Below are 24,858 nucleotides of genomic sequence, written 5' to 3'. Positions count from 1 at the left end.
AGCTTGTGAACGGGCGTGCCCGGCGGGTGTAGAATGATGGGCTGCACTACAGCCGTACCAGCAGTCGCTGGCCGCCACGGCGCCCGTCTTGATGCGGCGTCCATACGGCCGGCGCACCATTCATCAACGCGAGAACACCCATGACAGTCATTAAACAGGAAGACCTGATCGAGTCCGTTGCGGCCGCGCTTCAGTACATCAGCTACTACCACCCGGCCGACTATATCCAGCACCTGGCGCGCGCCTATGAGGTAGAACAGAGCCCGGCGGCAAAGGACGCGATTGCGCAGATCCTGACCAACTCGCGCATGTGCGCCGAAGGCAAGCGCCCGATCTGCCAGGACACCGGCATGGTCAACGTGTTCCTGAAGATCGGCATGAACGTGCGCTTCGAAGGCTTTACCGGCACCGTCACCGACGCCGTCAACGAAGGCGTGCGCCGCGCGTACAACTTTGCGGACAACAAGCTGCGCGCCTCGATCGTGGCCGACCCGCAGTTCGACCGCAAGAACACCAAGGACAACACCCCGGCCGTGGTGCACATGGAACTGGTCGAAGGCGACAAGGTGGACGTGAGCGTCGCGGCCAAGGGCGGCGGCTCGGAGAACAAGACCAAGTTCGTGATGCTCAACCCGTCCGACTCGCTGGTGGACTGGGTGCTCAAGACCGTGCCGCTGATGGGCGCCGGCTGGTGCCCGCCGGGCATGCTGGGCATCGGCATCGGCGGCTCGGCCGAGAAGGCGATGCTGCTGGCCAAAGAGTCGCTGATGGAAGACATCGACATGTATGAGCTCAAGCAGCGCGGTCCTCAGAACAAGCTGGAAGAGCTGCGCATCGAGCTGTTCGACAAGATCAACGCGCTGGGCATCGGCGCGCAGGGCCTGGGCGGCCTGACCACGGTGCTGGACGTGAAGATCAACATGTACCCGACCCACGCCGCATCCAAGCCGGTGGCGATGATCCCGAACTGCGCCGCCACCCGCCACGCGCACTTCGTGCTCGACGGCTCGGGCCCGTCCTACATCGAGCCGCCGGCGCTGTCGACCTGGCCGGACGTGCACTGGGCCCCGGACACCGAGAAATCGAAGCGCGTGAACCTGGACACCTTGACCCGCGAAGAAGTGGCATCGTGGAAGCCGGGCCAGACCCTCTTGCTCAACGGCAAGATGCTGACCGGCCGCGACGCCGCGCACAAGCGCATCCAGGACATGCTGGCCAAAGGCGAGCAGCTGCCGGTGGACTTCACCAACCGCGTGATCTACTACGTCGGCCCGGTCGATCCGGTACGCGACGAGGTGGTTGGCCCGGCAGGCCCGACGACCGCAACCCGCATGGACAAGTTCACCGACATGATGCTCGAGAAGACCGGCCTGATCGCGATGATCGGCAAGGCCGAGCGCGGCCCGGTGGCGATCGAGTCGATCAAGAACCACAAGTCGGCATACCTGATGGCGGTGGGCGGTTCGGCCTACCTGGTGTCCAAAGCGATCAAGTCGGCCAAGGTGGTCGGCTTTGCGGACCTGGGCATGGAAGCGATCTACGAGTTCGAGGTCAAGGACATGCCGGTGACCGTGGCGGTCGATTCGACCGGCACCTCGGTGCACGAGACCGGTCCGAAGGAGTGGGCAGCCAAGATCGAGGCGCTGAACGTGCCGGTGGTCGTCGCCTAAACCACCACTGCATCACCCCGTCGTCCCGGCGCAGGCCGGGACCCATGCTGACTGCGCGTCATAGTTCCTTCGAACGGAGCGGCAAGGCAGACGGTCTATGGGTCCCGGCCTTCGCCGGGACGACGTTTTTTCACCCGCACGAATGCACGCAGCTCGGCCTTGCCGCCGCCTCCCATGCGCGCTACCATTTCCGCATGAACCTTCCCCTTTCCGCCAACGACGCCCCGGTCGGCATCTTCGACTCCGGCGTAGGCGGCCTGTCGGTACTGCGGCATATCCGCGCGCAGCTGCCACACGAGCACCTGCTGTACTTCGCCGACTCCGGCTTTGCCCCCTACGGCGACAAGCCGGAGCACGTGATCGCGGAGCGGTCGCTGATGGTGGCGCGCTTTCTCATCGAACGTGGCGCAAAGGCGCTGGTGGTGGCCTGCAACACGGCCACCGTGGCCGCCATTGCCCTGCTGCGCGAGCGCTATCCCAAGCTGCCGATTGTGGGCGTGGAGCCGGGCCTGAAGCCGGGCGCGGCCGCCACCCGCAACGGCAAGGTTGGCGTGATGGCGACCGAAGGCACGCTCGCAGGCGACAAGTTCCTGCTGCTGCGCGACCAGATTCGCGCGGCGACCGCCACCGAATTCCTGCTCCAGCCCTGCCATGGCCTGGCCGACCAGATCGAACTGGGCGAGCTGGATTCGGACGCTACCACGCGCCTGCTGGAACACTACATCGTGCCGCTGCTCGATGCCGGGGCCGACACCCTGGTGCTCGGCTGCACCCACTACCCGCTGGTACAAGCCTCCATTGAGCGGGTCATCTCCGATGCGACCGCGCGTGAAGTGGTGCTGATCGACACCGGGGAAGCGGTGGCACGCCAGCTTGCGCGCCGGCTGCAGGCGGCCGGCACCGCAAGGACGGCGGCGGGGCCGGGTACGCTCGACGGCTACACCACGGCCAGCGCCACTGCCCTGTCGGCGGCGTTCAACAGCCTGCTCGGCATCGACCCGCCGGTGCACGAGGTCGCCTTCCCGCCGTTCGCTGGCTGAGCAGCGCATTTAAATTTGCCTGTCTCGCCAGTTCTTTGTATAATCTCGAGCTGTCCCGCTGCTGCGCGGACAAAAAGCAACACCAGTGGTGGCTGTAGCTCAGTTGGTAGAGTCCAGGATTGTGATTCCTGTTGTCGTGGGTTCGAGTCCCATCAGCCACCCCAAAGAATTCAAGCACTTAGCCCAGTTTTCGGACTGGGCTTTGTCGTTTCTGGGCTAGTGAAAGTTGCCGCCAAACCGCCTGGTCATTGGCGGTCTAAAAAGATGGCTGTGCGGGTTGCGAAAGCTTGCTTTACCGTCCACTCGCCGGCAATCTCCCCCCTACGCAACAGCGCAGTCATGCTCGGGTTCGTGTTGCTCCCGTTTGCGCCCTTGGCCAGAAGCCGCTTTTGCCGCTTTACGTTCCTTCCCGCCCACTGCACTTCGATAGCGAACGACCCTGATCCTGTTCGCCTTCAGGGCCTTTTTTGCCTTCCACAAATCATATTGTGTCTGGGAATTCGCCCACACTTCAGCGCTCGTACCAAGCCACTCTCCGAGGCGCACCGCCAACTCCGGGCTGATCGCCGCGTGACCATTCAGGACGCGAGTGAACGCTGAGCGGGACACACCGAGCTGATCGGCCGCCTGCGCCTGGGTCAATCCTAACGACGGAATGACATCCTCCTTCAACACCTCGCCTGGATGCGGCGGGTTGAACATAAGCGACATAGGAACCCCTTAATGATAGTCTTGATAATCGACGACTTCCGCGTCCGGCCCGTCAAACTTGAACGTCAAGCGCCAGTTGCCGTTCACGGAAACCGAATACGTTCCTTTCAGCTTGCCTTTCAGTTCATGGAAATCCCACCCTGGAAGATCCATATCCTGAGGCTTGGTTGCCGAGTTCAGATGAGCTAACTGCCGGCCAAGGCGCGACGCGTGCGCTACAACGATGCCGCTCTTGTTTCCGGCCTTGAAGAATTTCTCCACTCCCTTGTGGACAAAGCTCTTTATCATTTTTGTGTAGTGTAGCGCCTCACGCTACACGGCATGAAGAAGTTTATTGTAACGATCTTCGGACGTTATTATCCTCCGTCAACGTGATGTTACCCCTAAAGCAACCCGGGGAAAGGGGTTGTACAAGCTGCAAGCTCGGTAGCGCGAGCAATCCGGGCACGGAAGCGACGATGCAAGCCCCACCAGGCGCTAATGGGCCATGTTGGGTCGCTTGTTGCCGTTCCGTTGCCAGACCGGCCTGATGTGTTCGGGACGCATGGCGACCAAATCGGGATCCATGTCCTGCAGGTTGGACAGACCTGTCAGCGCCATCGTGTCGCTCAGCTCCTCCCTCAGCAGACGTAGCGCGCACAGCACGCCTTCCCTGCCGTGCGCGGCCAGTCCATACAGCCAAGCACGGCCCGAAAGACAGGCGTGTGCACCGCAACCAAGCGCCTTGACGATGTCGCCGCCGGTGCGGATGCCGCCGTCGAAGAACACCTCGATCCGGTCGCGCACCACGTCGGCGATCTCGGGCAGCACCGAAATCGATGAGGGCGCGCCGTCGAGCTGACGGCCGCCGTGGTTGGAGACGATGATCGCGTCCGCGCCCGCATCCACCGCCAGGCGTGCGTCGTCCACATGCATGATGCCTTTCAGGATCAGCTTGCGGTCCCACGTTTTGCGCACCCACTTGACGGTCTCGAGGTCGAACGACGGGTCGAACTGCGACTCGATCCATTGCGTCAGCGCCGACAAGTGCTTTGCCTGCTGCACCTCGCCCTGCAGGTTGCCGAAGGTGCGGCGGCGGCTTCGGGCCATGCCCACCAGCCAGCGCGGGTGCGACAGGATGTCCATCGTGTTGTGCAGCGTCAGGCGCGGCGGCACCGACAGGCCGTTCTTGGCGTCGGCCCAGCGCTTGCCCTGTACGTGCAGGTCGAGCGTCAGGATCAGCGCGCTGCAGCCGGCGGCGTGCGCGCGGTGGATCAGGTTCTCGTTGACCTTGCGGTCCTTCATCAGGTACAGCTGGAACCAGAACGGGCGGCTGGTCGCCTCAGCCACGTCCTCGATCGAGCAGATCGACATGGTGGACAGGCAGAACGGCACCCCGAATTGTTCGGCCGCGCGCGCCGCCTCCACTTCGCCGTTGGCCCAGGTGAGTCCGGCCAGCCCGGTCGGTCCGATCGCGAGCGGGATCTCGGCCGGCTCGCCCACCATCTTCACGGCCATGGTCCGGTGCGATACGTCGCGCATGTCGTGCTGGCGCAGGGCGAGCGCGCACAGGTCGTCCTCGTTGCGTTGCAGGGTCAACTCCATCCCTGCCCCGCCATGTACGTAATCGAAGATGACTGCCGGCAGGCGCTTCCTCGCCATGGTTTCAAGATCGAATACGCTGGTGATCGGTCCCATGCTGTCCTCCTAAAGTTCGCCGCCGCCGGCGAGCGCGCGAATCCGGTCGCCCATGCGGCAGGCCAGCGCCTGGATCGTCAGCGACGGGTTGACGCCACCGCAGGTCGGGAATAGCGAGCCGTCGCAGATCCACAGGTTCGGCACGTCCCAGCTGCGGCCGTCCGCATCGACCACGCTGTTCACGCGGTCCGTGCCCATGCGGCAGGTGCCGAGCAGGTGGCTGGTGTCGTCGCTGGTCCAGGTGTCGTAGCCGCCGGCCGCCTCCAGCACGGCGCGCATCGATTGCACCGAATGGCGCTGCAGGCGGCGGTCGTTGTCGGAATACGAAAAGCTCACGCGCGGGATCGGCAGTCCGTACTGGTCCACCTCGTCCGCCACCACTTCGACGCGGTTTTGCGGGCGCGGCTCGGTCTCGGCCACGGCGACGAAGCCGGCCATGTGGTTGTACTTGACCATTTCGTCGCGCAGCCGCGCACCCCACAGGTGGCGCTCGGTGACCAGGATCTGCGCCCATGCGCGCGGCAGCGGCCCCTGGCTCATGAAGGCATAGCCGCCGTGGCAGTCCTTGCCGTCGTCATGGTAGTTCCAGTGCTCGGTCACGGCCATGTTGGGCGGCGCCTTGTACCAGCGGATGGCTTCGTCGAAGGTGGCCCATACGCCCGGGCCCGCGTGCGTGGTCAGGTGCGTGCCGACCAGGCCAGAACTGTTGGCCAGGCCGTGCGGGTGGCGCGGGCCCGCGGAGTTGAGCAGCAGGCGAGGCGTTTCGATGGCGTAGCCGGATACCACGACGTTGCGGGCGCGCTGGAACTGCCAGCGGCCTTCGCGCATGAAGTGCACGCCTGTCGCCCTGCCCAGGGTGTCGGTCTCGATGCGGCCAACCATCGCCAGGTCGCGCACCTCGGCCCCGTTCATGAGCGCACGCGGGATCCACGTGACCAGCGCGCTTTGCTTGGCGTTGGTGGAGCAGCCGAAGTTGCAGAAGCCGCGGTACACGCACGGCGGTGACTGGCCGCCGGGCGCGGACAGCGTGGCCAGCGGCGTGGCGGCCCAGCCGATGCCGAGCCGTTCGGCGCCACGCGCCAGCACCAGCGCGGCGGCATTGAGCTCGTGTTCTCGGTACGGGTAGCGCTCGCGCGGCGGCCCCCATGGATAGCGTACCGGTCCGGCCACGCGCAGCGCCTGCTCGGCCTCGCGGTAGTACGGCGCCAGCTCCTCGTAAGTGATCGGCCAGTCCAATCCGTAGCCCAGGCGGCTGCGGCACTGGAACCATTCGGGCCGCCAGCGCAGCGAGATCATGCTGAAGTGGACCGTCGAGCCGCCGACGCCACGGCCGCAGTTGTTCCCGCCGAGCGCAATCGGATCGTCGCCGGCCGTGATGCGCTCGTCGAGCCAGAAGAGCTTCTGTTGTTCGAGCTCGTCGGAGGCGAAGTCGTCCAGCGGGCGCCAGAACGGGCCGGCATCGAACACCACCGTGGAAAAGCCGTAGCCGGACAGCTTGCACGCAAGCGTGGCGCCACCCGCGCCGGCACCGACGATGGCGAAATCGACCGGCTCGTCGAGCGCATGCTCACGCATCGGCACCCAGCCGCCAGGCGTGAACACGTCCGGGGCACGGCCATGCGCGGCGCGGATCACTCCGGGTTCCACTGCGCCTCCTTCGCTTCCCAGGCGTCGCGCTGGTCAAAGCCGAGCCGCACGTAGCCGCGCGGGCTGGCCGGGCCGCCAAAGCCGATCTCGCTCCATGCCGCCGGGTGCGCGTAGTAGAAGCCGACGATGGTCTTGGCCAGCACGGTGATGAAGAAGCATTGCGCGTTCATGCCGGGCCACAGGCCGGGCGTTGCTTGGTCCCGTTCCAAGGCCGCGAGCAGATCATCGGCCAGCGCGGCAGGCAAATCGCAAAAGCCAAGGTCGTGGCGGTAGCGTGCCTCCGCTTCGATGGCGGCCAGGCCGCCCCGCCACGCCTGCGCTTGCGGCGGCATGTTCGCGTAGCGGAAACCTTCCTGCACGCCGTCGTGCAGTTGCGCGTCGATCCAGGGCGTGATGGGCACCGGCTCGCTGCGGTCGGGCTGGGGCAGTACGCGCGCGACAATGGCGTCGAGCAGGCGCCATTCCTGCTCGCGGAAGAAGCGGCGCGGCGGCACGGTATCCAGACGCTCGCGCAGCACGGTTCGCGTGGTGTCGTCGAAGGACACGCTGTTCCACTTGTCAAGCACCTGGTAACCGGGGTATGCGGGCGTCATCGCGTCCTCCCGCTCTCGTGCAGCTTCAGCGCGGCGCGGCCCGCGAGGGCCAGCGCCAGGAAGCTCGGCGGCGCAGGCAGCGGCGGGCCGGACAGCAAGTTCTGGCGCCAGTTGCGCCAGCCGCCCATCTGGCGCGCGATGCCGCTCGCGTGGAAGGCGACACCGGCCACGCCGAGCAGCGCGGTCAGGCCAAGGCAAGCGCGGGCCAGCCGGTCGCGCGCGCCGGCTGCTGCGCGCAGCAGGAAGGCTGCCGAGAGCGGCGGCAGTGTCACCGGCAGCCACATCGCCGGGCGGTGATAGGCGCCGCGAAAGTGCAGCATGCCCGCCTCGGCGACCGTGCCGGCGATGCCAATGGCGGTGAGACCACTGAGGGCGCGTCCGGGCGGCAGGCCGAACAGCGCTGCAGGCGCCTTGCTGGCCACGCGCGTTGCGGCCAGTCCGTATGCGCCGGCCAGCACCAAGGCGGCTGGGGCGCCGAGCGGGGCGGCGTAGAACAGGTTTTGCCAGCACAAGCCGCCGGGGCGGCGCACAAGGTTGTAGGCGTGGAAGGCGGTGCCGGCCAGGCCGGTGGCGAGCGCGGTTGCGTAAATTGTCCCGTTGGAGCGCGTGCGCCCTGCCCTGGCGCCCGCCCAGCTCGCGGCGAGCGACGCGGCCAGCGGCGCGAACATGCCGGGGTTCTCGAATTGGCCGCGGTAGTGTTCGATGGCGCTGTCCAGCAGTACCGAGAGGGCGAGCAGCGCGGCGGCGTGGTGCAGGGAGCGGGCGGCCGAAATCGCGGTTTCGCGTTGCGGGACGGGATGCTCAGCAAGGGTCCCCGCCTGCGCGGGGACGACGTGCCGATGATCGGGGTGGCTCAGGGAGCGCGTGCCTGCATGCTCAGCATGGGTCCCGGCGTGCGCCGGGACGACGGGGCGGCGTGGGGGACGCAGCAGTGCGGCGAGTGCGGCGGCCAGGCAAACGCCGCCCAGCACCTGCGCCATCGGTGCGCTGCCGGCGCGCGGGGGCCGCAGCGTCACAAGCTCCGGCTCGGGTCTCATTCCTTTTCCCCGGGCAGAATGCCGCCCAGGACCTGCCGTACCACGCCGGCCAGCATGCCGGCTTCGTTGGGGTCGCCCTTGAAGGTGGTGGACGCGAACTTGCGCGCCTGCTCGAAGGTGATGTGCGGCGGCAGCGGCGGCACCTCGGGGTCGGTCTTGAATTCGACCACCACCGGCCGGTCGGCAGCCAGCGCTTCCTCCCACGCCAGCGCCACCTTGTCCGGCTCGTTGCAGTAAATGCCTTTCAGGCCGATCAGCGAGGCGAAGCGGTGGTATGGCACGTCCGGGATACGCTGGGTTGCCTCGAACTTGGGATCGCCCTGCATGATGCGCTGCTCCCAAGTCACCTGGTTCAGGTCTTCGTTGTTGAAGACGCAGACCACGCACGCGGGATTGGACCAGGTGCGCCAGTACTTGGCGATCGTGATCAGTTCGGCCATGTTATTCATCTGCATGGCGCCGTCGCCCACCATGGCGATCACGGGCCGCGACGGGTGGGCGAACTTGGCGGCGATCGCGTACGGCACCGCGGCGCCCATCGACGCCAGGCTGCCGGACAGCGAACAATCCATGCCGCGCCGGATCTTGAGGTCGCGCGCGTACCAGTTGGCGCACGAGCCGGAGTCGCTGGTGATGATGGCGTGGCTTGGGAGCTGCGGCGACAGCTCCCATGCGACGCGCTGCGGGTTGATCGGGTTGGCCTTGGCCATGGCACGCTCCTGCGCCGTCTTCCACCACTCGCGCACGTGGTGTTCGATGCGCTCGCGCCAGGCGCCGCCCGCGGGCCGGTCCTTCAGCAGCGGCAGCAAGGCGCGCAGCGTGGCGCCGGCATCGCCGTGCAGGTTGACCTCGCACGGAAAGCGGATGCTGAGCATCGACGGATCGATGTCCACCTGCACCGCGCGCACCTTGCCTTCCTTGGGCAGGAATTCGCTGTACGGGAAGCCGGTGCCGACCATCAGCAGCGTGTCGCATTCCATCATCATGTCGTAGCTCGGCTCCGTGCCAAGGTAGCCGATGGAGCCGGTTACCCACGGCAGATCGTCCGGCAGCACCGCCTTACCCAGCAGCGCCTTGGCCACGCCGGCGTTGAGCTTGCGTGCAACCGTCTCCACCTCGTCGGACGAGCCAAGCGCGCCGGCGCCGACCAGCATTGCGACCTTGTCGCCGGCGTTGAGCACGTCCGCGGCGCGGCGCAGCTCGGCGTCGTGCGGCAGCACGGTCGGGCGCGCGTAGCCGATGCCGGAGGAGACCGAGCCATGATGGCGCGGCGGGTCGTGGTAGGGCATGTCCTGCAGGTCGCCGGGCAGCACCAGCACCGACACGCCGCGCCGCGCGATCGCGATCCGGCAGCAGGAATCGACCAGGTGGCGCACCTGGGCCGGCGCCTCGGCCTCCTGCACGTATTCGGCCACGTCGGCGAACACGCGGTCCAGGTTGAGCTCTTGCTGGTAGTGCGCGCCGCGCGCTGTGCGCGGGGCCTGCCCGGTGATCGCGAGCACCGGCATGTGGTCCAGCTTGGCGTCGTACAGGCCGGTGATCAGGTGGGTGGCGCCGGGGCCGCCGGTGGACAGGCACACGCCCAGCTCGCCCGTGAACTTGGCGTAGGCGCAGGCCATGAACGCGGCCATCTCTTCGTGCCGCACCTGGATGAAGGTGATGCGGTCGTTGCCGAAGCGGTTGAGCGACCCGAGCACGCCATTGATGCCGTCGCCCGGGTACCCGAAGATGCGGCGCACGCCCCATTCGTACAGGCGCTCCACCACGAAATCGCCGACTGTCCTGGCCATGATCTTTCTCCCTCAACTCAATGGAATGCACCACTCTTGCGGACTTTGCTGGAATGGCGACAGCAGCTCGACGCCATCGCCCGTCACCGCGACCACATTGCAGTCGCGCGCGCCGCCGAAGCCATCGATGTAGACGCCCGGCTCGACGTTGAAGACCATGTCCTCTTCCAGCAGCTGGCGCGACGCCGGGTGGATGCGCGGCGGCTCGTTGTGGTCGATGGCAGTGAAGCCGACCCCGTGGCCGAGCGGGTGCTTGAATGCCGCGCCGTAGCCGGCCGCGGCGAGCACGTCGCGCGCGGCCTTGTCGACATCGCAGGCGCGCACACCCGGGCGGATCGCCGCCAGCGCCGCGTCACGCGCGCGCGCGATGGCGTCGAAGATGCGGCGCAGCTCCTCTCCCGGTGCGCCGAGCACGTAGGTGCGGGTCAGGTCGGTCCAATAGCCATCGGCGTAGGCGTTGCAGTGCACGAGGACCGTGACGCCGGCCGCCAGCGGCGTCATGCGCGACTGCTGGAACGCGGCCCAGGCCAACGCGGCATTGGAGCCGGACATGCAGTAGAAGTAGCTGTCGGCGCGCGCGACGTGCGCATGCGTGGTCGCGCACTCGGCGTAGGCGGCGCGGAACGGCAGCACCGCGTTCGTCTCGGGCACCTGCGGACGCAGCGCGGCGGCGCCCTTGCGGTAGGCGGCGCCGGCCATCGTGCACGCGCCGCGAATGCGCTCGCGCTCCCACGGCGTGGGCCGCATGCGCATCGACGCGAGCAGCCCGTCGGCCGGCGCAAGCTGGGCACGCGAGAACCCGTGCTCCAGCTCGGCGCGCAAGGCGGCGCTGTACACGTTCATCGACACATAGGCGGCAGGAAGGTGCACCGGCCCCATTTCCATGCCGATGCGGGTCAGGCCGTCCGCCAGGGGGCGCAACAGCGACTCGACCAGTGCGAACAGCTCGCGCGGCGTGTCTTCCAGACGGTCGAGGGAACCGAGGCGGTAAGTCTCGATGCGATCGGCCCAGCCACGTTCGGCCAGCTCGCGCGCTTCCTCGGGCACGACCAGGAATACCTTTGGCTCGTCGGTGACGATGGCCACGGCGTTGCCGATCACCGGGCAGAAACCGCTGACCAGCAACACGTCGAGGTTGCGCACGCAAACCAGCGCCGACAGGTCGCACTCGGCCATTGCAGACTTCAGCCTGCGCAAGCGTTCTACACGTCCGGGTTGTGCGTCCATGCTCTGCCCTTGCCACGGCCGCGCCAACCGATCAGGCGCGCGCCGCTTGTTCAACAAACTGAAAACCTTACGCCGATTTTGGACCCTTGTCGCGCGCGTTCCGTTCGTCAGCGCCGCAGTCGGCGGCGCGGCAGCAGGGTCCACGCCAGCGTTGACACGGCCGCCAGCGCAAGCACGCTGCCGACCAGGTCGCGGTGCAGCGAGGTCCACAGCTGGGGGCTGCTGGCGTGGGCGCGACGCTCGAAGCTGCCGTGCGCGCGGTAGGGGCTCGGCACCGGATGGAACAGGTTGTCCGGGCGGTCGGCCGGGATCGGCTCGGCGGTGAACTGCTGCTCGTAGGCGCGGCGCGCCATCACCTTGTCGAGCACACCGGGCAGCATCTTGTTGAGCACGATGGACACGACCGCCGGCAGCCCGACGTAGATCTCGCGCCGGTAGTGGGTGGCGGCCCAGACGATGGCGCGGGCCGCCACTTCCGGCTGGTACACCGTGCCCACCGGCTGCGGGTGCTGGTGGATCTTCGTGCGGCACCATTCGAACTGCGGGGTGTTCACGCCGGGCAGCTGGACCATGGAGATGCGGATCGCGCTGTTGTCGTGAATGAGTTCGCTGCGCACCGAGTCGGTGAAGCCGCGGATCGCGTGCTTGGCCCCACAGTAGGCCGACTGCAGCGGGATCGAGCGGTAGGCCAGCGCCGAGCCGACCTGCACGATGGTGCCCGCATTGCGTGAGCGCATGCGCCTGAGCGCGCTCATCGTGCCGTACACGGTGCCCAGGTAGGTCACCTCGGTCACGCGCGCGAACTCCTCGGGCGTGATCTCGCCGACGGGCGAAAAGATGGTCGCCATCGCGTTGTTGACCCAGACCGCGATCGGCCCTGCCTCGGCCTCCACGCGCTCGGCTGCGCGCTCGACCGCGGCGGCGTCGGCCATGTCCACTTCCACCACCAGCGCTTTGGCGCCGGCCGCGCGCACTTCTTGCGCCGTGCTCTCCAGTCGCTCGCGGTCGCGCGCCAGCAGCGCCACGCAGCCGGCGCCGGCGTCGGCGAACGCGCGCGCGGCGGCGCGCCCTACCCCGGCATTGGCCCCGGTTACCACCACCACTTGTCCTTGCATGCTGCCTCCCTTCTTAAAAACGGATGTCGGAGTGCGCCAGCGCGTCGCTCCACTCGCGCACGATGCGGCGGTATTCCTCGCCCGCCGGGCGAATCTTGCGGTCCATGTCGTACAGCCCGTTGGAGTTCTGGTGGCCGCGCAGTTCGCGCAGGCCGATGTCCCAGTCCACCTGGTCCGTCAGGCTGTACCAGGTGAAGCCGATGATCGGGTAGCCCTCCTGGCGCAGGCGCAGCACGTTGGCCCACTGGCGCTCGAGCCAGTGGCGGGCGCGCAGTTCCTGCATCTGGTTGGTCTCGGTATGCATGATCGGCAGGCGAAAGCGGCTGTAGTACTGGCGCGTCAGGCCGTAGTAGCCGAGCACGTTGCAGACGTCGGTGCTGCCGTCGGGATACACGATGGTTTCGTTGGTCTCGTAATAGTCGGTGCCCATCACGCACGAGGGCCAGATGTGGCGGTCCATGAAATAGTTGAACTTTTCGCGGGCCATGCCGTTGTCGAGCAGGTATTCGAGCATGCGCGCCGACGGCGCATGGCTGTAGTTCAGGTCGAGCGTGAGAAAGCGACGCTCGTTCAGGTGCGCGGTGTGCTTGACCGCATCCGGGTTGTAGGGGTGGAAGTAGCGCGTCGATTCGCTCTGCACGAACCACGGGTTGCATACAGTGCAGATCGCCTCGCTGGCGCGGATGTTGGCCTCCACCACGTGCGTGACGGCGGTGACGAAGGAACGGTCGTCGCGGCGCTGCTCGTTCCAGTACCCGATGCGGGCGGAAAACTCGGCCGTCACGAGCATCTCGTTGACCGGCGTGAACATGCGCACCCAGGGAAAACGCTTGGCAAAGGCGCCGGCATACTCGGCGAAATAACGCGGGAAGTCCGGGTTCTGGAAATTACCCAGCCAGTCGGGCACGCCAAAGTGGCACAGGTCGGCGATGGGCTGGATGCGCATGCGCTTGAGCTCGTTGAAGGTCTCGTCGGCAAACGACCAGTCGTACTGGCCCGGCCCCACGTGCGTGCGGTAGTACGGCGGGCCGTAACGCAGGCATCGGATGCCGAGCTCGCGCACGCGCTGGAAGTCCTCGCGCCAGCGGTGGTAGTGGCCGGACAGTTCCATTTCGTCGATGCGCACGGTCTTGCCATCCGGCCCGGTGATCGTGGGCGAACTGTTCTCGATCCCGGTGGCGAAGATGAACGAGCGCGACAGCCTGGCGGGCTCGAAGGCGTGGGCGATTTGCTTGTCGTTCTGGTTGGGCATGGTCTTACGGGGTCAGGGTTCGTTCTGATCGCCGGGACCGGAACGAGTTCTGCCTGTCGCGCCGGATGCAGCCGACTGCACCTGTGCGGCGGACGGCTGGTCCCACGGCGCGCGGAACAGCTCGCGGGTGGCATAGTCGGTGCCGGACAGGGCCAGCAGCAGGGCCAGCGTGAACAGCGCGGTCAGCGCCACCACGCGCAGCAGCAGCGCGCCGCCCGTGGCCAGCCGCATGAAGAACAGTGCGACCAGCAGCGCCTTGAGCGCCGCGATGCCGAGGTTGGCGACGCTGTTCCAGGCCCCAAGACGCAGCCAGGCGCTGGCCGCGGACAGCGCCAGCAATGCCAGCAGCGCGATCCAGACCTTGACCAGTGTGGCGGGCTTCTCGTGCATGGCTACCCCGGCGGGCCACTGCGCCCGACCAGGTACAGCAGCGGATACAGGAAAATCCAGACGGAATCGACGAAGTGCCAGTACAGGGCGAGCGCGTCGAGCCGCTGCGCCGGCTGCACCAAGGGCCATTGCAAGCGCAGCCCGAGCGCAAACAGGAGCGTGGCGGCGATGCCGATGGCCAGGTGTAGCGCGTGCAGCGCGGTCATGGCGAAGTACAGCCAGAAGAAGATCCCGGCGCCCGTTTCCCCACGCAGGCTGAAGCCGGGGCCGGGAAACAGCTGCTCGCGCCAGTCGTGCGCGTACTCGCTGCCCTTGATGAACAGGAACAGCACGCCGCAGGCGGCGGCAAGCAGCAGCAGGCGCGCGGCCGCGCGCGGCCGCTGTTCCTCGCGCGCGTGCACGGCCAGCGCCATTGCCAGGCTGCTCGACAGCAGCACGGCCGTGTTGGCGGTGCCAAGCCAGAAGCTGGTGTGGCGGCTGGCGGCGGCGAAGGCATCGGGAAAGTGGGTGCGGCCGTACAGGTAGGCCAGGAACAGCGGGCCGAACAGCATCAGCTCGGTGGCAAGGAAAATCCACATGCCCAGCCGCGCCACGTGCGCCCCTGCCGCGGCGGGCGCTACCGGCTGCGAGGCCGTCGCCTGCGGAATCACACTTGCTCTCCCTGCCCGGGCGGGCGGTAGGCGTAGGCGTCCTGCGTGACGACCGGGGTACGGTCGAAGTTGTGGACCGGCGGCGGCGAGCTGGTCTGCCACTCGAGGCCGGTCGCGCGCCACGGGTTCGGCTCGGCGCGCTTGCCGTAGTACATCGACCAGGCGAAATAGCCCAGCGGCAGCAAGTAGCCGACGGCCAGCAACGCCGCGCCGCTCGACGACAGCAGGTGCAGCACCTGGAACTCCGGCGGATAGGTGTGGTAGCGGCGCGGCATGCCTTCGTAACCGAGGATGTATTGCGGGAAGAAGGTCAGGTTAAAGCCGAAGAAGATGATAACGGCGGCCACCCTGCCCCACATTTCCGGGTACATGCGCCCGCTGATCTTGGGCCACCAGAAATGGATGGCGCCCAGGTAGGCCATGACCGTGCCGCCGACCATGATGTAGTGGAAATGGGCAACGACGAAATAGGTGTCGGTCAGGTGCACGTCGAGCGCCAGCGAGGCGAGGAACAGGCCGGTGAGACCGCCAACCGTGAACAGGCCGACAAAACCGAGCGCGTACAGCATCGGCGCCGAGAACGTGATCCAGCCGCGGTACAGGGTCGCGCTCCAGTTGAACACCTTGATTGCGGACGGAATCGCGACCAGGAAGCTGAGCAGCGAAAACACCATGCCCGCATAGGCCGACTGGCCGCTCACGAACATGTGATGGCCCCAGACCAGGAAACCGATCGACGCGATCGCCAGCAGCGCGTAAGCCATGAAGCGGTAGCCGAAGATGCGCTTGCGGGCAAAGCACGGAATGATTTCGCTGACCACGCCCATGCCGGGCAGCACCATGATGTACACCGCCGGGTGCGAATAGAACCAGAACAGGTGCTGGAACAGCAACGGGTCGCCGCCCAGCGCAGGGTCGAAGATGCCCACATGCAGGAAGCGCTCGGCCGCGACCAGCAGCAGCGTCATCGCCAGCACCGGCGTGGCCAACACCAGGATGATGCTGGTGGCGTAATTGGCCCACACGAACAGCGGCAGCCGGAACCAGCCCATCCCGGGCGCGCGCATGGTGTGCACGGTGACGATGAAATTGAGCCCCGTGAGGATGGACGAGAAGCCGGTGATGAACACGCCCAGCAGCACCAGCACCACGTGGGTACGCGTGAACATGGTGGACAGCGGCGTGTAGAAGGTCCAGCCGGTATCGACACCGCCGGCCGCCAGCGCGCACAAGGTGACGATGCCGCCGGCCATGTAGATGTACCAGCTGGCCAGGTTCAGGCGCGGGAACGCCAGGTCGCGCGCGCCGATCATCAGCGGCATCAGGAAATTGCCCAGCACCGAAGGAATGGACGGGATCAGGAACAGCCACACCATCACCACGCCGTGCGCGGTGAACAGCTTGTTGTAGGTGTCATGGCTGACCAGGTCGCCCTGCGGGGTGGCCAGTTCGAGCCGGATCAGGGTGGCCGCCGCGCCGCCGACAAAGAAGAACGCGGTGATCGAGACCAGGTACAGGAGCGCGATGCGCTTGTGGTCGGTGGAGGTGAGCCACGAGCGCAGCGTGTACGACGCGCGCAGGTAGTCGGACGCTTGCAGGGTGTCGGTGCTAGCGCTCATCGGGTTTCTCCCTGATGTAGGCGATGATGGCCAGCAGGTCTTCCTCGCTGATCTGGCCGGCGAAAGAGGGCATGTCCGGGCCGTAGCCGGCGACGATGTCCTTGCGCGGCAGCAGGATCGAGTCGCGCACGTAGTTTTCGTCCGCCACCAGGGTGCGGCCATCCTGCAGGTGGACGGTGCGGCCGACCAGGTGAGCCAGGCTGGGCGCGTGCACGCTGGAGCCGGGCTCGTGGCAGCCGCTGCAGCCGTAGCGCCGGTACAGCGCAAAGCCCCGCGCGGCAATGCCCGGGGTATCGGCCCCCTGCTGCAGCCATTGTTCAAACTCGGCGGGACGCATGACGACGATCTCGCCGCGCATCAGCGAATGCTCGGTGCCGCAGTATTCGGCGCAGAACAGGTGGAAGCGCCCAAGCTTTGTCGCAGTGAACGCGAGCGTGGTGTAGCGGCCCGGCACCACGTCCTGCTTCAGGCGGAAGGCGGGAACGAAGAAGCTGTGGATCACGTCCTGCGAGGTCATCACCAGCCGCACCGGCTGGCCCAGCGGCACGTGCAGCTCGCCGATCTCGCGGCGGCCGTTGCGGTGTTCGAGCTTCCACATCCATTGCTTGGCCACCACGAACACGGGCATGGCCCCGGCCGGCGGGCGGAACAGCTGCGCGTAGTCGTAGGCCGCCCAGGCGTAAATGGCGCAGAACAGCAGCAGCGGGATGCCGGTCCACGCGTATTCGATCGCGCGCCGGTGCCGCACCGGGCCGGGCCGCTCGGCGCGCGAGCCGGCCCGAAAGCGGATCGAGAAGCCGATCACCATCAGCGCCAGCGCCACCGCCATCAGCGTTGACAGCAGCAGCAGGGCCAGCATCAGCAGGTCGAACGGGCCGGCGGCGCTCGACGCGGCGGGCAGGATCTCGACTGGCGGGTTCACGATTGCCTCCCTGCCCTGCGGCGCGCGAGCACGATGATGGCGGCCAGCATGGCCAGCGCAACCACGGCGGCGCTGCGCACCAGCGCCAGCGCCATGCCGGTGTAACGGCCGGTTGCCGGGTCGAAGTGCGAGCATGCCAGCGCAATGCGGTCCGACACGGTGCCCACCGCGCCGCCGGAAGCCTCCACCAGCGCCAGGCGCAGGTCGCGCGGGGCAACGTCGGCTTGCGGGAAGTAGCGCGACACCACGCCGCCGGGAGTGGCGACCAGGAACCCGGCCGGGTGCATGAGGCCGCGGCCTGCATCCCGCGCGAAGCGAAAGCCGGCGGCTTGCGCGAGCGGCGCGGTGGACTGCGCGGGCCCGGTCAGCAGATCGAGCGCGATGCCGGTGGATGCAAGCTGGCCGCGATAGGCGCTGCGCTTGCGCGCGGCAAGTTGCGGATCTTCGGCGGGGTCGATGCTGACCATGAGCACGCGGTAGCGCGCCGGCGGCAGGCCGGTTGCGCTGGCGGCAGCCAGCACTTGCTGCAGGTTGGCGCTGCACAGGTTGGCGCAGGCGAAATAGCCAAGCACCAGCACGACCGGCCGCGGGCCGAAGTAGCGGGCAAGCGGCGCCACGCCATCCGTGCCGGCAAGGCGCACGTCCAGCGGCAGGCGTGCCCCGGGATGCTGGTCCCAGCCGGGGGTGGCGTAGCAGGCGCCGGCCAGCAGGCAGGACAGGATCACGACGGCGCATCTCATCGCTGCCCTCCGGCCTGCGCCGCCCGCCGGCGCGCGGCATCCTGGCGCGCGAGCGCGGCCATGGCCTCCTCCACGGGGATACGGGCGATGCCGGCCTGCCGGTCCACCCACTGCCACGAATGCAGCAGGCGCTGCTTCTGGTCGAAGTAGGCTTTGCGGTCGGCCGTCGGCGCACTCTCCAGGCGCGCGCCGGCCACGCTGAAGTCGAGCGGCCCGTTGGGGTCCCCGCGTGCACCCTGCGGCGTCCAGCGGGTCCAGGCGAACCAGGCGGCGGTGGCGGCCAGCACGATCATGACCGCGATGCCGATGGCGCCACGGGCGATGCCGCGCAGGTCGAGGGCCGGGTCGTGGACGTCGCTCATGCTGCCTCCACAGGTAGTGGCCGCCACCGGTAGTAGCCCGCCAATACGGCCGCCAGCGCAAGCGCCCCCAGCGGCGCGGCCCACGGCGCGTCGCCATGCGCCGCCGGCACCGACGGCAGCACCAGCCACCACGCGTGCACCAGCAGCATGGCCAGCACCAGCCACGCCACCCATGCCATCGCCGCCGGGTTGCGCTTGACCGCGCGAAACAGCAGCAGGGCCGACGGCAGCGCGAACAGCAGCAGCGCCAGCAGCCAGCCAACGGTGCGCCACCCCGGCGTGGCGCGCGCGGTGTACCAGATGATCTCGTGCGGCAGGTTTTCGGCCCAGATGACCAGGTACTGCATGAAGCCGAGGTAGGCGAGCGTCATTGCGTAGGCCAGCAGCAGGTTGCCGAGGTCACCGAGCAGTTCGCCGTCGTTGTCGCGCCGGCGCACGGCCACCAGGATTGCGAGCGCCATGCCGCCAGCGGACTGCGCCATCAGCACCAGCAGCCCGAACACGCTGGAATACCACAGCGGCATCAGCGACATGATCCAGTCCACGGCGGCGATGCTGGCCGTGAGGCTGTAAGCGATGAGCGCAGCCGCAGCAAAGCCCTGCGAGCGCACGAAGCGCGCGGTGCCGCTCAGCCATGCGAGCACATTCCACAGCACCAGCCACAGCACGCTGCGCACCACGAACGGCAGCGGCTGCAGCCAGGCGCTCTTGAACGCGGGCGCGGACAATTCCCCGGCCCAGCGCGCCGTGCCGCTTGCCGCGTGCTGCGCCCACGGATACAGCCAGGGCGGTACTGCCAGCAGCGGCACAAACAGCAGGGTCGGGAACCACAGCGTGCGGGCCAGCGCCAGCACCGGCGCCCGGATCGGCTCGCCCCAGCGCCCTCCGGTGAGGTTGTGCAGCCAGACCTGGGCCAGCGCGCCCATCACGATGCCGTTCCAGCACCACCACGCGGCCAGCCATGCCGCCAGCAGCGCCGCGCGGTTGGCGCGCCAGCCGACCACGCAGGCCACGAGCAGCGCGACGGCGGCGGCAAGCCACGGCAGCCGCGCCCTCATGGCCGGCCCTCCCCGCCCGTGAGCCGCGCACGTTGTGCCGCATCCAGTTCCGCCACGCTCGCGTGCTGGCTCAGTTGCAGCGCGCGGATGTAGGCGACGATTGCCCAGCGGTCGGCCGGTTCGACGCGGTCGGCGTACGGATACATGATGCCGTAGCCATGCGTGATCACGTCGAAGAAGTGGCGGTCCGGCGCGTTGCGCAGCCGGTCCTGGTGAAAGCTGGGCGGCGCCGGAAAGCCACGGCGCACCACCCTCCCGTCGCCATCGCCCGCCGGGCTGTGGCACGGCACGCAGTAGATCGAGAAGCGCTCCTGCCCACGACGCAAGAGCTGCGCCGTGACCGGGTAGGGATTGGCCTGCGCGGCCTGGGCGGCCTGGTCGCGCTCGGCCGCTTGTTGCCCCAGCTGCCCGCCGGTCGAGCCGGAAAACGCGCCGCGCGCGTGCGCCACGGTGCCCGGCGGCAGCGGGCGCGCCGAGGCGCCGTCCGCGAACAGGTTGCTGGGCGCGAATGGCTTGTAGCGCGGCTGGTCGTACATGTCCTGCCTGGCCTTCTCGCAACCGGACAGCAGCAGCACCGCGAGGAACAGGAGCCATCTCATGCTGCCACCTCGCGCAGCAGCAAGGGGTGCAGGTCGTCCAGCATCTGCCTGCTGCGGCCGACGTGGTAGGTCGGGTCGCTGGCGCGCAGGCACAGGAAGAAGCGGTTGCGCGAGGCCAGGTCGAACTCCGGCGCGCCGAACAGGGGATGCACCAGGCGCGGCAATCCGTTGGCGATCAGCATCGAGAGCACTGCCGCGAACGCCGCGCCCAGCACGGCCAGCTCGAAAGTGGGCGGAATGAACGAGGGCCAGCTGTTGAGCGGACGCCCGCCAATGTTGAGCGGGTAGTCGATCACCGCCGAATACCATTGCAACAAGTAGGTGCCGAGCCCGCCGGCAACGGCGCCGGCGAAGGTCCACGCCTGCACCGCGTGGCTGCGAAAGCCGAGCGCCTCGGCCAGCCCGTCGACCGCGAACGGCGCATACGCCTCGACCTGGCGGCAGCCGTTCGCGCGCGCGCGGCGCACCGCCTCCAGCAGCAGGTCGGCGGTGGCGAATTCGGCCAGCAAGCCGTAGGGCGCGCTCATGCCTGCCCCTTGGCCGTCTCGCGCACCAGCTCGCGCATCTCGGCAATGGAAATGACCGGCAGCACCCGCACGAACAACAGGAACAGCCAGACGAACAGCGCAATGGAACCGAACAGCGTGAGCCAGTCCCACAGCGTCGGGTAGAACATGCCCCAGGCCGACGGCATGAAATCGCGGTGCAGGCTGGAGACGACGATCAGGAAGCGCTCCATCCACATGCCCACGTTGACCACCAGGCTCACCGCAAACAGCAGCGCCACGCTGTGCCGCGCACGCCGGAACCACAGCAGCTGCGGCACCAGCACGTTGCAGCACATCATGGGCCAGTACACCGGCGCATAGGGCCCGATCCAGCGGTTGACCGTCATGTAGCGCTCGAATTCGTCGCCGCTGTAAAAGGCGGTGAAGATCTCGGCCGCGTAGCCGTAGCTGACCAATAGCGAGGTGGCCAGCAGCACCTTGGCGGCGTTGGCCAGATGGCGCGCGGTGATGAAGTCTTCGAGCTTGAAGAAATGGCGCAGCGGTATGGCCAGCGTGAGCACCATGGCAAAGCCGGAGAACAGTGCGCCTGCGACAAAGTACGGCGGGAAAATCGTCGAGTGGTAGCCGGGCGTATTGCCGATAGCAAAGTCGAGCGAGACGATGGTGTGCACCGACACCACCAGCGGCGTGGCCAGCCCGGCCAGCAGCAGGTAGGCGATGTCGTAGCGCGCCCAGTGCCGCGCCTCGCCGCGCCAGCCGAGCGCCAGCAGGCCGTAGATGAACTGCTTCACTGGCTGGCGCGGCGCCACGCCCGCGCGGTCGCGCAGCGTGGCCAGGTCCGGCACCAGGCCCACGTACCAGAACAGCAGCGACACCAGCAGGTAGGTGCTGATCGCGAAAAAGTCCCATACGAGCGGGCTGCGCCATTGCGGCCAGACGTTCATCACGCTCGGGTAAGGCACGATCCAGTAGAAAAACCAGGGACGGCCCAGGTGCAGGATCGGGAACAGGCCGGCGATGCCGGCTGCAAACAATGTCATGGCCTCGGCAAAGCGGTTGACCGAGGTGCGCCAGCGCTGGCGCAGCAGCAGCAACACCGCCGAGATGAAGGTGCCGGCGTGGCCGATCCCGATCCACCAGACGAAGTTGCCGATCGCAAAGCCCCATGCCACCGGGATGTCCACGCCCCAGATGCCCACGCCTCGGGCAAACAGCCACGACACCGCGCCCACCAGCACCAGCACACCCGCGCAGCTGGCCAGGAACAGCGTCATCCAAGGCCAGTGCACCGGGCGCGTGAGCACGATGTCGGCGATCTTGTCCGACACGCTGGCGTAGCCCCAGCCGGGCCGCAGCACCGGGCTGGGGCCGGAGACCGGTGGCTGCTCGGCAGGCGCGGCCATCTAGCCGAGCTCCGGGTCCGGGTTGGACAGGCGCGCCGCGTAGCTCGTGCGCGGCCGGGTGTTGAGCTCGGCCAGCAGCAGGTAGTCCAGCGGCGAGGCCTTGGCACGGCTGACCTGGCTACCCGCGTCGTTGAGGTCGCCGAACACGATGGCTGCGGTCGGGCACGCCGCCTGGCAGGCGGTGACGATCTCGCCGTCGCGCGCCTTGCGGCCTTCCACTTCGGCGTCCAGGCGGCCGCGGGTGATGCGCTGCAGGCAGTAGTTGCACTTCTCCATCACGCCGCGCCGGCGTACCGTCACTTCCGGGTTACGCTGGGCCTTCAGCGATTCGGTCTCGTTGTCGGCAAATTGCAAGAAGTTGAAGCGCCGCACCTTGTACGGGCAATTGTTCGAGCAAAAGCGGGTGCCGACGCAGCGGTTGTACACCTGCACATTGAGCCCTTCGCTGTCGTGCATGGTCGCGCCCACCGGGCACACCTCCTCGCAGGGCGCGTTTTCGCAGTGCATGCACGGCACCGGCTGGAACAGCGTGCGCGGGCGTTCCGCGGGGCCTTCGTAGTAGCGGTCCACGCGGATCCAGTGCATCGCGCGCCCGAGCTGCACCTGCTCCTTGCCCACCACCGGGATGTTGTTCTCGGCCTGGCAGGCGATGGTGCAGGCGCCGCAGCCGATACAGCTGTTCAGGTCGATCGCCATGCCCCAGCGGTAGCGTGGGTAGTCGTATGGCGGGTACAGGCTCTGCGCGCTCTGGCGCTCGATCGGCGCGGCCTGCGCGAACGACGGGTTGGCGCGAAACCGCGCGACCGCGGCGGTGCGCACCAGGTCGCGGCCCTCCATCCGCGCGCTGCCTTGCGCGACGGCGAACACGTGGCGGCGCCCGGTGCGGGTGAGGGTCAGCGTGGCGCCTGTCAGCACCGCCGCGCCGGTACGCAGGCGGTAGGCGTTGAAGCCGACTCCATCGCCGACGCGACCGGCCGCGTCACGGCCGTAGCCCAGCGGCAGGGTCACGCAATGGTCGGCGTGGCCGGGCAGGATCCAGACCGGCGCCTCTAGCGCCCTGCCCTCGGTGTCGGCCAGCCGTACCACGTCGCCGGTCTGCAGCTGCAGGCTGCGGGCGGTCGCGGGACTGAGCAGCGCTGCGTTGTCCCAGGTCAGGCGCGTGAGCGGGTGCGGCAGCTCCTGCAGCCAGGCGTTGTTGCAGAAGGCGCCGTCGGCCAGACGCAGGTCGGGCGCGAACACGGCGGCAAGGCCGGCAGGAGCGGGCGGCTCGGGGGCTGCGAGCGGCGTCACGGCGGCCACGCGCACCGGCGCGCGCGCCGGCACGTCGAGCACGCCCCGGCGCAGGCCGCGCTGCCAGAATTCGTCGAAGTCGCCTGGCACGGCTGCCCGCCAGTGGCGGCGCACGAGGTCGTATCCGTTACGCACGGGGTCGTCGCCCGCCAGCGCCAGCAGCTCGTGTGCGCTGCGCCCGTTGTACAGCGGTGCGATCAGCGGCTGCACGAGGCTGGCCGTGCCGTCGAACGCCAGCGCGTCGCCCCAGCGTTCGTAGTCGTGCGCCAGCGGCAGGTGCCAGGCACAGCGGCGCGCCGTTTCGTCACGGTACAGGCCAAGGTGCACCGCGAACGGCACCCTGGCAAGCGCTTCGCCAAAGCCGCAGTCCACGGGCGCGTCATAGGCCGGGTTGGCGCCAAGCATGAACAGCGCGCCCACCTCGCCCGCACGCATCTCGTCGGCAAGCGCGCGGATCGATGCCAGGTGGCTCTCGGGACGCGCCGCGACAGGCTCGGCCAGCACGACCGTCTGGCCGGTATTGCCGAGCCGTTCGTTGAGCGCGTGCACCAGCGCGCGCGCGCCGGCCGGCACGCAGCCCCCCGCCACCACCAGTGAATTGCCCCTGTGCTGTGCCAGCACGGCGGCCAGCCGGCTTTCCCAGCGCGCAAGGTCGGAGGCAGCCGGGGCCGCCGGCGGCGCCGCACCCAGCCCGAAGCGTGCGGCCACGCGGCGCACCAGCCAGTCGAGCTCGGCCGGCGCCGCGGCAAGCCGGTTGTCGGCCGCGGCGCCGGTCAGCGTGGGGCTGGGCTCGACGACGTACAGGCGCCGCTCGAACCGCGGGTCGGCGCTGGTGCGGCCCTGCAGGCACTGGCGCGCATACGCAATGCTGCCCGGCCAGTCGCCGAACAGGTCGGCGTCGAAGCTGACGACGGCGGCGGCGCGCTCGCAGTGCAGCAACAGGTCGAGCGGACGGCCGAAGGCCAGCCGCGCCGCTTGCAGGCCGTTTTCGTCGTGCAAAGGATCCCACTGGCACCAGCGCGCGGCCGGATAGCGCTCGAGCAGCGCGGCGAGCTGGCCCGCCAGCGTGGGCGAGGTGACGCTGCCGGTGAGAATGCGCAGCCCGCGCCCGCCATCGGCCTGCCAGCGCGCGCGCACCGGCAGCAAGGCCGCCTCGAACGCCTGCCAGCCCGACAGCTGCCCGGCCTGGCGCACCGCCTGCGAACGGTCCGGGTCCCACAGCTGCAGGATGGATGCCTGGGCGAACACATCGGTGGCGCCCAGGCTGGCCGGGTGCAGGCGGTTGCCTTCGACCTTGGTCGGGCGGCCCTCGTTCGATTCGACCAGCACCCCGTGCGCCAGGCCGCGCCGCACGAAGGCGGTGGCGAAAAACAGCGGCTGGCCCGGCACCAGCTGCTCGGGCATCTGCACATACGGCAAGATTTGCTCCTGCGGCGGCCCCTTGCAGCCGGCTGCCGCCAGCGCGGCCGAGGCCGCCATCACGCGCAGCGCCGCGCGGCGGGCCAGGCTGGCCGGGGCGCCATCGGGGACAAGTGGAATGTGCGGGTATGGTGGCAT

Annotated in this window: 23 protein-coding genes and 1 tRNA gene; 3 read left to right on the top strand and 21 right to left on the bottom strand. The window is 68.3% G+C overall.

Annotated elements, in window-relative coordinates:
* Positions 1-140 precede the first annotated feature (140 nt).
* The 3 genes from NX773_RS09435 to NX773_RS09425 all read left to right on the top strand — a co-directional run bounded on the left by NX773_RS09435 (position 141) and on the right by NX773_RS09425 (position 2,874).
* Positions 141-1,670 (top strand): fumarate hydratase, encoded by a 1,530-nt coding sequence (locus tag NX773_RS09435; RefSeq protein ID WP_258856085.1) that lies wholly within the window; start codon positions 141-143, stop codon positions 1,668-1,670.
* Positions 1,671-1,864: 194 nt separating this feature from the next.
* Positions 1,865-2,710: a glutamate racemase gene (gene murI, locus NX773_RS09430; RefSeq protein WP_258856084.1), complete on the top strand. Its 846-nt coding sequence runs from the start codon at positions 1,865-1,867 to the stop codon at positions 2,708-2,710.
* An 88-nt stretch (positions 2,711-2,798) separates the two neighbouring features.
* Positions 2,799-2,874: transfer RNA gene (locus NX773_RS09425), tRNA-His, on the top strand.
* A 157-nt stretch (positions 2,875-3,031) separates the two neighbouring features.
* Here the strand turns inward: NX773_RS09425 and NX773_RS09420 are convergent.
* From NX773_RS09420 to NX773_RS09320, 21 genes are all read right to left on the bottom strand, one after another.
* Positions 3,032-3,421, bottom strand: a complete 390-nt coding sequence (locus NX773_RS09420) for a HigA family addiction module antitoxin (protein ID WP_307728519.1) — start codon at positions 3,419-3,421, stop codon at positions 3,032-3,034.
* A gap of 9 nt (positions 3,422-3,430) precedes the next feature.
* Complete coding sequence (locus tag NX773_RS09415) at positions 3,431-3,709, bottom strand: type II toxin-antitoxin system RelE/ParE family toxin (RefSeq protein WP_258856083.1); 279 nt, start codon at positions 3,707-3,709, stop codon at positions 3,431-3,433.
* 189 nt (positions 3,710-3,898) lie between these two features.
* Positions 3,899-5,098, bottom strand: coding sequence for an alpha-hydroxy acid oxidase (locus tag NX773_RS09410; protein WP_258856082.1), 1,200 nt, complete (start codon positions 5,096-5,098; stop codon positions 3,899-3,901).
* A gap of 9 nt (positions 5,099-5,107) precedes the next feature.
* Positions 5,108-6,673 carry a GMC family oxidoreductase gene (locus tag NX773_RS09405; protein WP_258856719.1) on the bottom strand — a complete coding sequence of 522 codons (1,566 nt, stop codon included), beginning with the start codon at positions 6,671-6,673 and terminating at the stop codon, positions 5,108-5,110.
* A gap of 56 nt (positions 6,674-6,729) precedes the next feature.
* Positions 6,730-7,338: a gluconate 2-dehydrogenase subunit 3 family protein gene (locus tag NX773_RS09400; protein WP_258856081.1), complete on the bottom strand. Its 609-nt coding sequence runs from the start codon at positions 7,336-7,338 to the stop codon at positions 6,730-6,732.
* Positions 7,335-8,318 (bottom strand): hypothetical protein, encoded by a 984-nt coding sequence (locus NX773_RS09395; RefSeq protein ID WP_370662251.1) that lies wholly within the window; start codon positions 8,316-8,318, stop codon positions 7,335-7,337. The genes NX773_RS09400 and NX773_RS09395 overlap by 4 nt, the downstream gene beginning before the upstream one ends.
* A gap of 53 nt (positions 8,319-8,371) precedes the next feature.
* Positions 8,372-10,165 (bottom strand): thiamine pyrophosphate-requiring protein, encoded by a 1,794-nt coding sequence (locus tag NX773_RS09390; protein ID WP_258856079.1) that lies wholly within the window; start codon positions 10,163-10,165, stop codon positions 8,372-8,374.
* A gap of 12 nt (positions 10,166-10,177) precedes the next feature.
* A complete protein-coding gene (locus NX773_RS09385; protein WP_258856078.1) occupies positions 10,178-11,392 on the bottom strand; it encodes a M24 family metallopeptidase in 1,215 nt (404 codons plus the stop codon).
* 107 nt (positions 11,393-11,499) lie between these two features.
* A complete protein-coding gene (locus NX773_RS09380; RefSeq protein WP_258856077.1) occupies positions 11,500-12,507 on the bottom strand; it encodes an SDR family oxidoreductase in 1,008 nt (335 codons plus the stop codon).
* Positions 12,508-12,520: 13 nt separating this feature from the next.
* The gene (locus NX773_RS09375) at positions 12,521-13,759 is read right to left on the bottom strand and encodes a family 1 glycosylhydrolase (RefSeq protein WP_258856076.1); all 1,239 of its coding nucleotides are present in this window, start codon (positions 13,757-13,759) and stop codon (positions 12,521-12,523) included.
* A gap of 12 nt (positions 13,760-13,771) precedes the next feature.
* Entirely contained in the window at positions 13,772-14,149 is a 378-nt protein-coding gene (locus NX773_RS09370) for a cytochrome C oxidase subunit IV family protein (RefSeq protein WP_258856075.1), read from the bottom strand.
* A 2-nt stretch (positions 14,150-14,151) separates the two neighbouring features.
* Positions 14,152-14,799, bottom strand: coding sequence for a cytochrome c oxidase subunit 3 (locus tag NX773_RS09365; RefSeq protein ID WP_258856074.1), 648 nt, complete (start codon positions 14,797-14,799; stop codon positions 14,152-14,154).
* On the bottom strand, positions 14,796-16,418 hold the full coding sequence (gene ctaD, locus NX773_RS09360; RefSeq protein ID WP_258856073.1) for a cytochrome c oxidase subunit I: 1,623 nt from the start codon (positions 16,416-16,418) through the stop codon (positions 14,796-14,798). Before ctaD ends, NX773_RS09365 begins: the two co-directional genes overlap by 4 nt.
* Positions 16,408-17,340 carry a cytochrome c oxidase subunit II gene (coxB, locus tag NX773_RS09355; protein ID WP_258856072.1) on the bottom strand — a complete coding sequence of 311 codons (933 nt, stop codon included), beginning with the start codon at positions 17,338-17,340 and terminating at the stop codon, positions 16,408-16,410. The genes ctaD and coxB overlap by 11 nt, the downstream gene beginning before the upstream one ends.
* A complete protein-coding gene (locus NX773_RS09350) occupies positions 17,337-18,080 on the bottom strand; it encodes an SCO family protein (protein WP_258856071.1) in 744 nt (247 codons plus the stop codon). The genes coxB and NX773_RS09350 overlap by 4 nt, the downstream gene beginning before the upstream one ends.
* Positions 18,077-18,442 (bottom strand): hypothetical protein, encoded by a 366-nt coding sequence (locus NX773_RS09345; RefSeq protein ID WP_258856070.1) that lies wholly within the window; start codon positions 18,440-18,442, stop codon positions 18,077-18,079. The genes NX773_RS09350 and NX773_RS09345 overlap by 4 nt, the downstream gene beginning before the upstream one ends.
* Entirely contained in the window at positions 18,439-19,500 is a 1,062-nt protein-coding gene (locus NX773_RS09340) for a hypothetical protein (protein ID WP_258856069.1), read from the bottom strand. The genes NX773_RS09345 and NX773_RS09340 overlap by 4 nt, the downstream gene beginning before the upstream one ends.
* A complete protein-coding gene (locus tag NX773_RS09335) occupies positions 19,497-20,099 on the bottom strand; it encodes a c-type cytochrome (RefSeq protein WP_258856068.1) in 603 nt (200 codons plus the stop codon). Before NX773_RS09335 ends, NX773_RS09340 begins: the two co-directional genes overlap by 4 nt.
* Positions 20,096-20,626: a DUF3341 domain-containing protein gene (locus NX773_RS09330; protein ID WP_258856067.1), complete on the bottom strand. Its 531-nt coding sequence runs from the start codon at positions 20,624-20,626 to the stop codon at positions 20,096-20,098. The genes NX773_RS09335 and NX773_RS09330 overlap by 4 nt, the downstream gene beginning before the upstream one ends.
* Positions 20,623-22,011 carry an NrfD/PsrC family molybdoenzyme membrane anchor subunit gene (nrfD, locus tag NX773_RS09325; RefSeq protein WP_258856066.1) on the bottom strand — a complete coding sequence of 463 codons (1,389 nt, stop codon included), beginning with the start codon at positions 22,009-22,011 and terminating at the stop codon, positions 20,623-20,625. The genes NX773_RS09330 and nrfD overlap by 4 nt, the downstream gene beginning before the upstream one ends.
* A complete protein-coding gene (locus NX773_RS09320) occupies positions 22,012-24,858 on the bottom strand; it encodes a 4Fe-4S dicluster domain-containing protein (protein ID WP_258856065.1) in 2,847 nt (948 codons plus the stop codon).

Source organism: Massilia solisilvae (genome assembly GCF_024753215.1).
Lineage (GTDB): Bacteria > Pseudomonadota > Gammaproteobacteria > Burkholderiales > Burkholderiaceae_D > Telluria > Telluria solisilvae.
This window is presented reverse-complemented; position numbering and strand designations above follow the sequence as displayed.

What these genes read in the sequence shown, in the direction of transcription:
- murI (WP_258856084.1), top strand. Translation starts at nt 1,865, where the DNA reads ATGAACCTTCCCCTTTCCGCCAACGACGCCCCGGTCGGCATCTTCGAC.
- ctaD (WP_258856073.1), bottom strand. Translation starts at nt 16,418, where the DNA reads ATGAGCGCTAGCACCGACACCCTGCAAGCGTCCGACTACCTGCGCGCG.
- NX773_RS09375 (WP_258856076.1), bottom strand. Translation starts at nt 13,759, where the DNA reads ATGCCCAACCAGAACGACAAGCAAATCGCCCACGCCTTCGAGCCCGCC.
- NX773_RS09350 (WP_258856071.1), bottom strand. Translation starts at nt 18,080, where the DNA reads ATGAGATGCGCCGTCGTGATCCTGTCCTGCCTGCTGGCCGGCGCCTGC.
- NX773_RS09340 (WP_258856069.1), bottom strand. Translation starts at nt 19,500, where the DNA reads ATGAGGGCGCGGCTGCCGTGGCTTGCCGCCGCCGTCGCGCTGCTCGTG.
- NX773_RS09395 (WP_370662251.1), bottom strand. Translation starts at nt 8,318, where the DNA reads ATGGCGCAGGTGCTGGGCGGCGTTTGCCTGGCCGCCGCACTCGCCGCA.
- NX773_RS09405 (WP_258856719.1), bottom strand. Translation starts at nt 6,673, where the DNA reads ATGCGTGAGCATGCGCTCGACGAGCCGGTCGATTTCGCCATCGTCGGT.
- NX773_RS09320 (WP_258856065.1), bottom strand. Translation starts at nt 24,858, where the DNA reads ATGCCACCATACCCGCACATTCCACTTGTCCCCGATGGCGCCCCGGCC.
- NX773_RS09410 (WP_258856082.1), bottom strand. Translation starts at nt 5,098, where the DNA reads ATGGGACCGATCACCAGCGTATTCGATCTTGAAACCATGGCGAGGAAG.
- NX773_RS09370 (WP_258856075.1), bottom strand. Translation starts at nt 14,149, where the DNA reads ATGCACGAGAAGCCCGCCACACTGGTCAAGGTCTGGATCGCGCTGCTG.
- NX773_RS09385 (WP_258856078.1), bottom strand. Translation starts at nt 11,392, where the DNA reads ATGGACGCACAACCCGGACGTGTAGAACGCTTGCGCAGGCTGAAGTCT.
- NX773_RS09390 (WP_258856079.1), bottom strand. Translation starts at nt 10,165, where the DNA reads ATGGCCAGGACAGTCGGCGATTTCGTGGTGGAGCGCCTGTACGAATGG.
- NX773_RS09330 (WP_258856067.1), bottom strand. Translation starts at nt 20,626, where the DNA reads ATGAGCGCGCCCTACGGCTTGCTGGCCGAATTCGCCACCGCCGACCTG.
- NX773_RS09335 (WP_258856068.1), bottom strand. Translation starts at nt 20,099, where the DNA reads ATGAGATGGCTCCTGTTCCTCGCGGTGCTGCTGCTGTCCGGTTGCGAG.
- NX773_RS09400 (WP_258856081.1), bottom strand. Translation starts at nt 7,338, where the DNA reads ATGACGCCCGCATACCCCGGTTACCAGGTGCTTGACAAGTGGAACAGC.
- NX773_RS09435 (WP_258856085.1), top strand. Translation starts at nt 141, where the DNA reads ATGACAGTCATTAAACAGGAAGACCTGATCGAGTCCGTTGCGGCCGCG.
- nrfD (WP_258856066.1), bottom strand. Translation starts at nt 22,011, where the DNA reads ATGGCCGCGCCTGCCGAGCAGCCACCGGTCTCCGGCCCCAGCCCGGTG.
- NX773_RS09380 (WP_258856077.1), bottom strand. Translation starts at nt 12,507, where the DNA reads ATGCAAGGACAAGTGGTGGTGGTAACCGGGGCCAATGCCGGGGTAGGG.
- NX773_RS09415 (WP_258856083.1), bottom strand. Translation starts at nt 3,709, where the DNA reads ATGATAAAGAGCTTTGTCCACAAGGGAGTGGAGAAATTCTTCAAGGCC.
- NX773_RS09420 (WP_307728519.1), bottom strand. Translation starts at nt 3,421, where the DNA reads ATGTCGCTTATGTTCAACCCGCCGCATCCAGGCGAGGTGTTGAAGGAG.
- NX773_RS09345 (WP_258856070.1), bottom strand. Translation starts at nt 18,442, where the DNA reads ATGAGCGACGTCCACGACCCGGCCCTCGACCTGCGCGGCATCGCCCGT.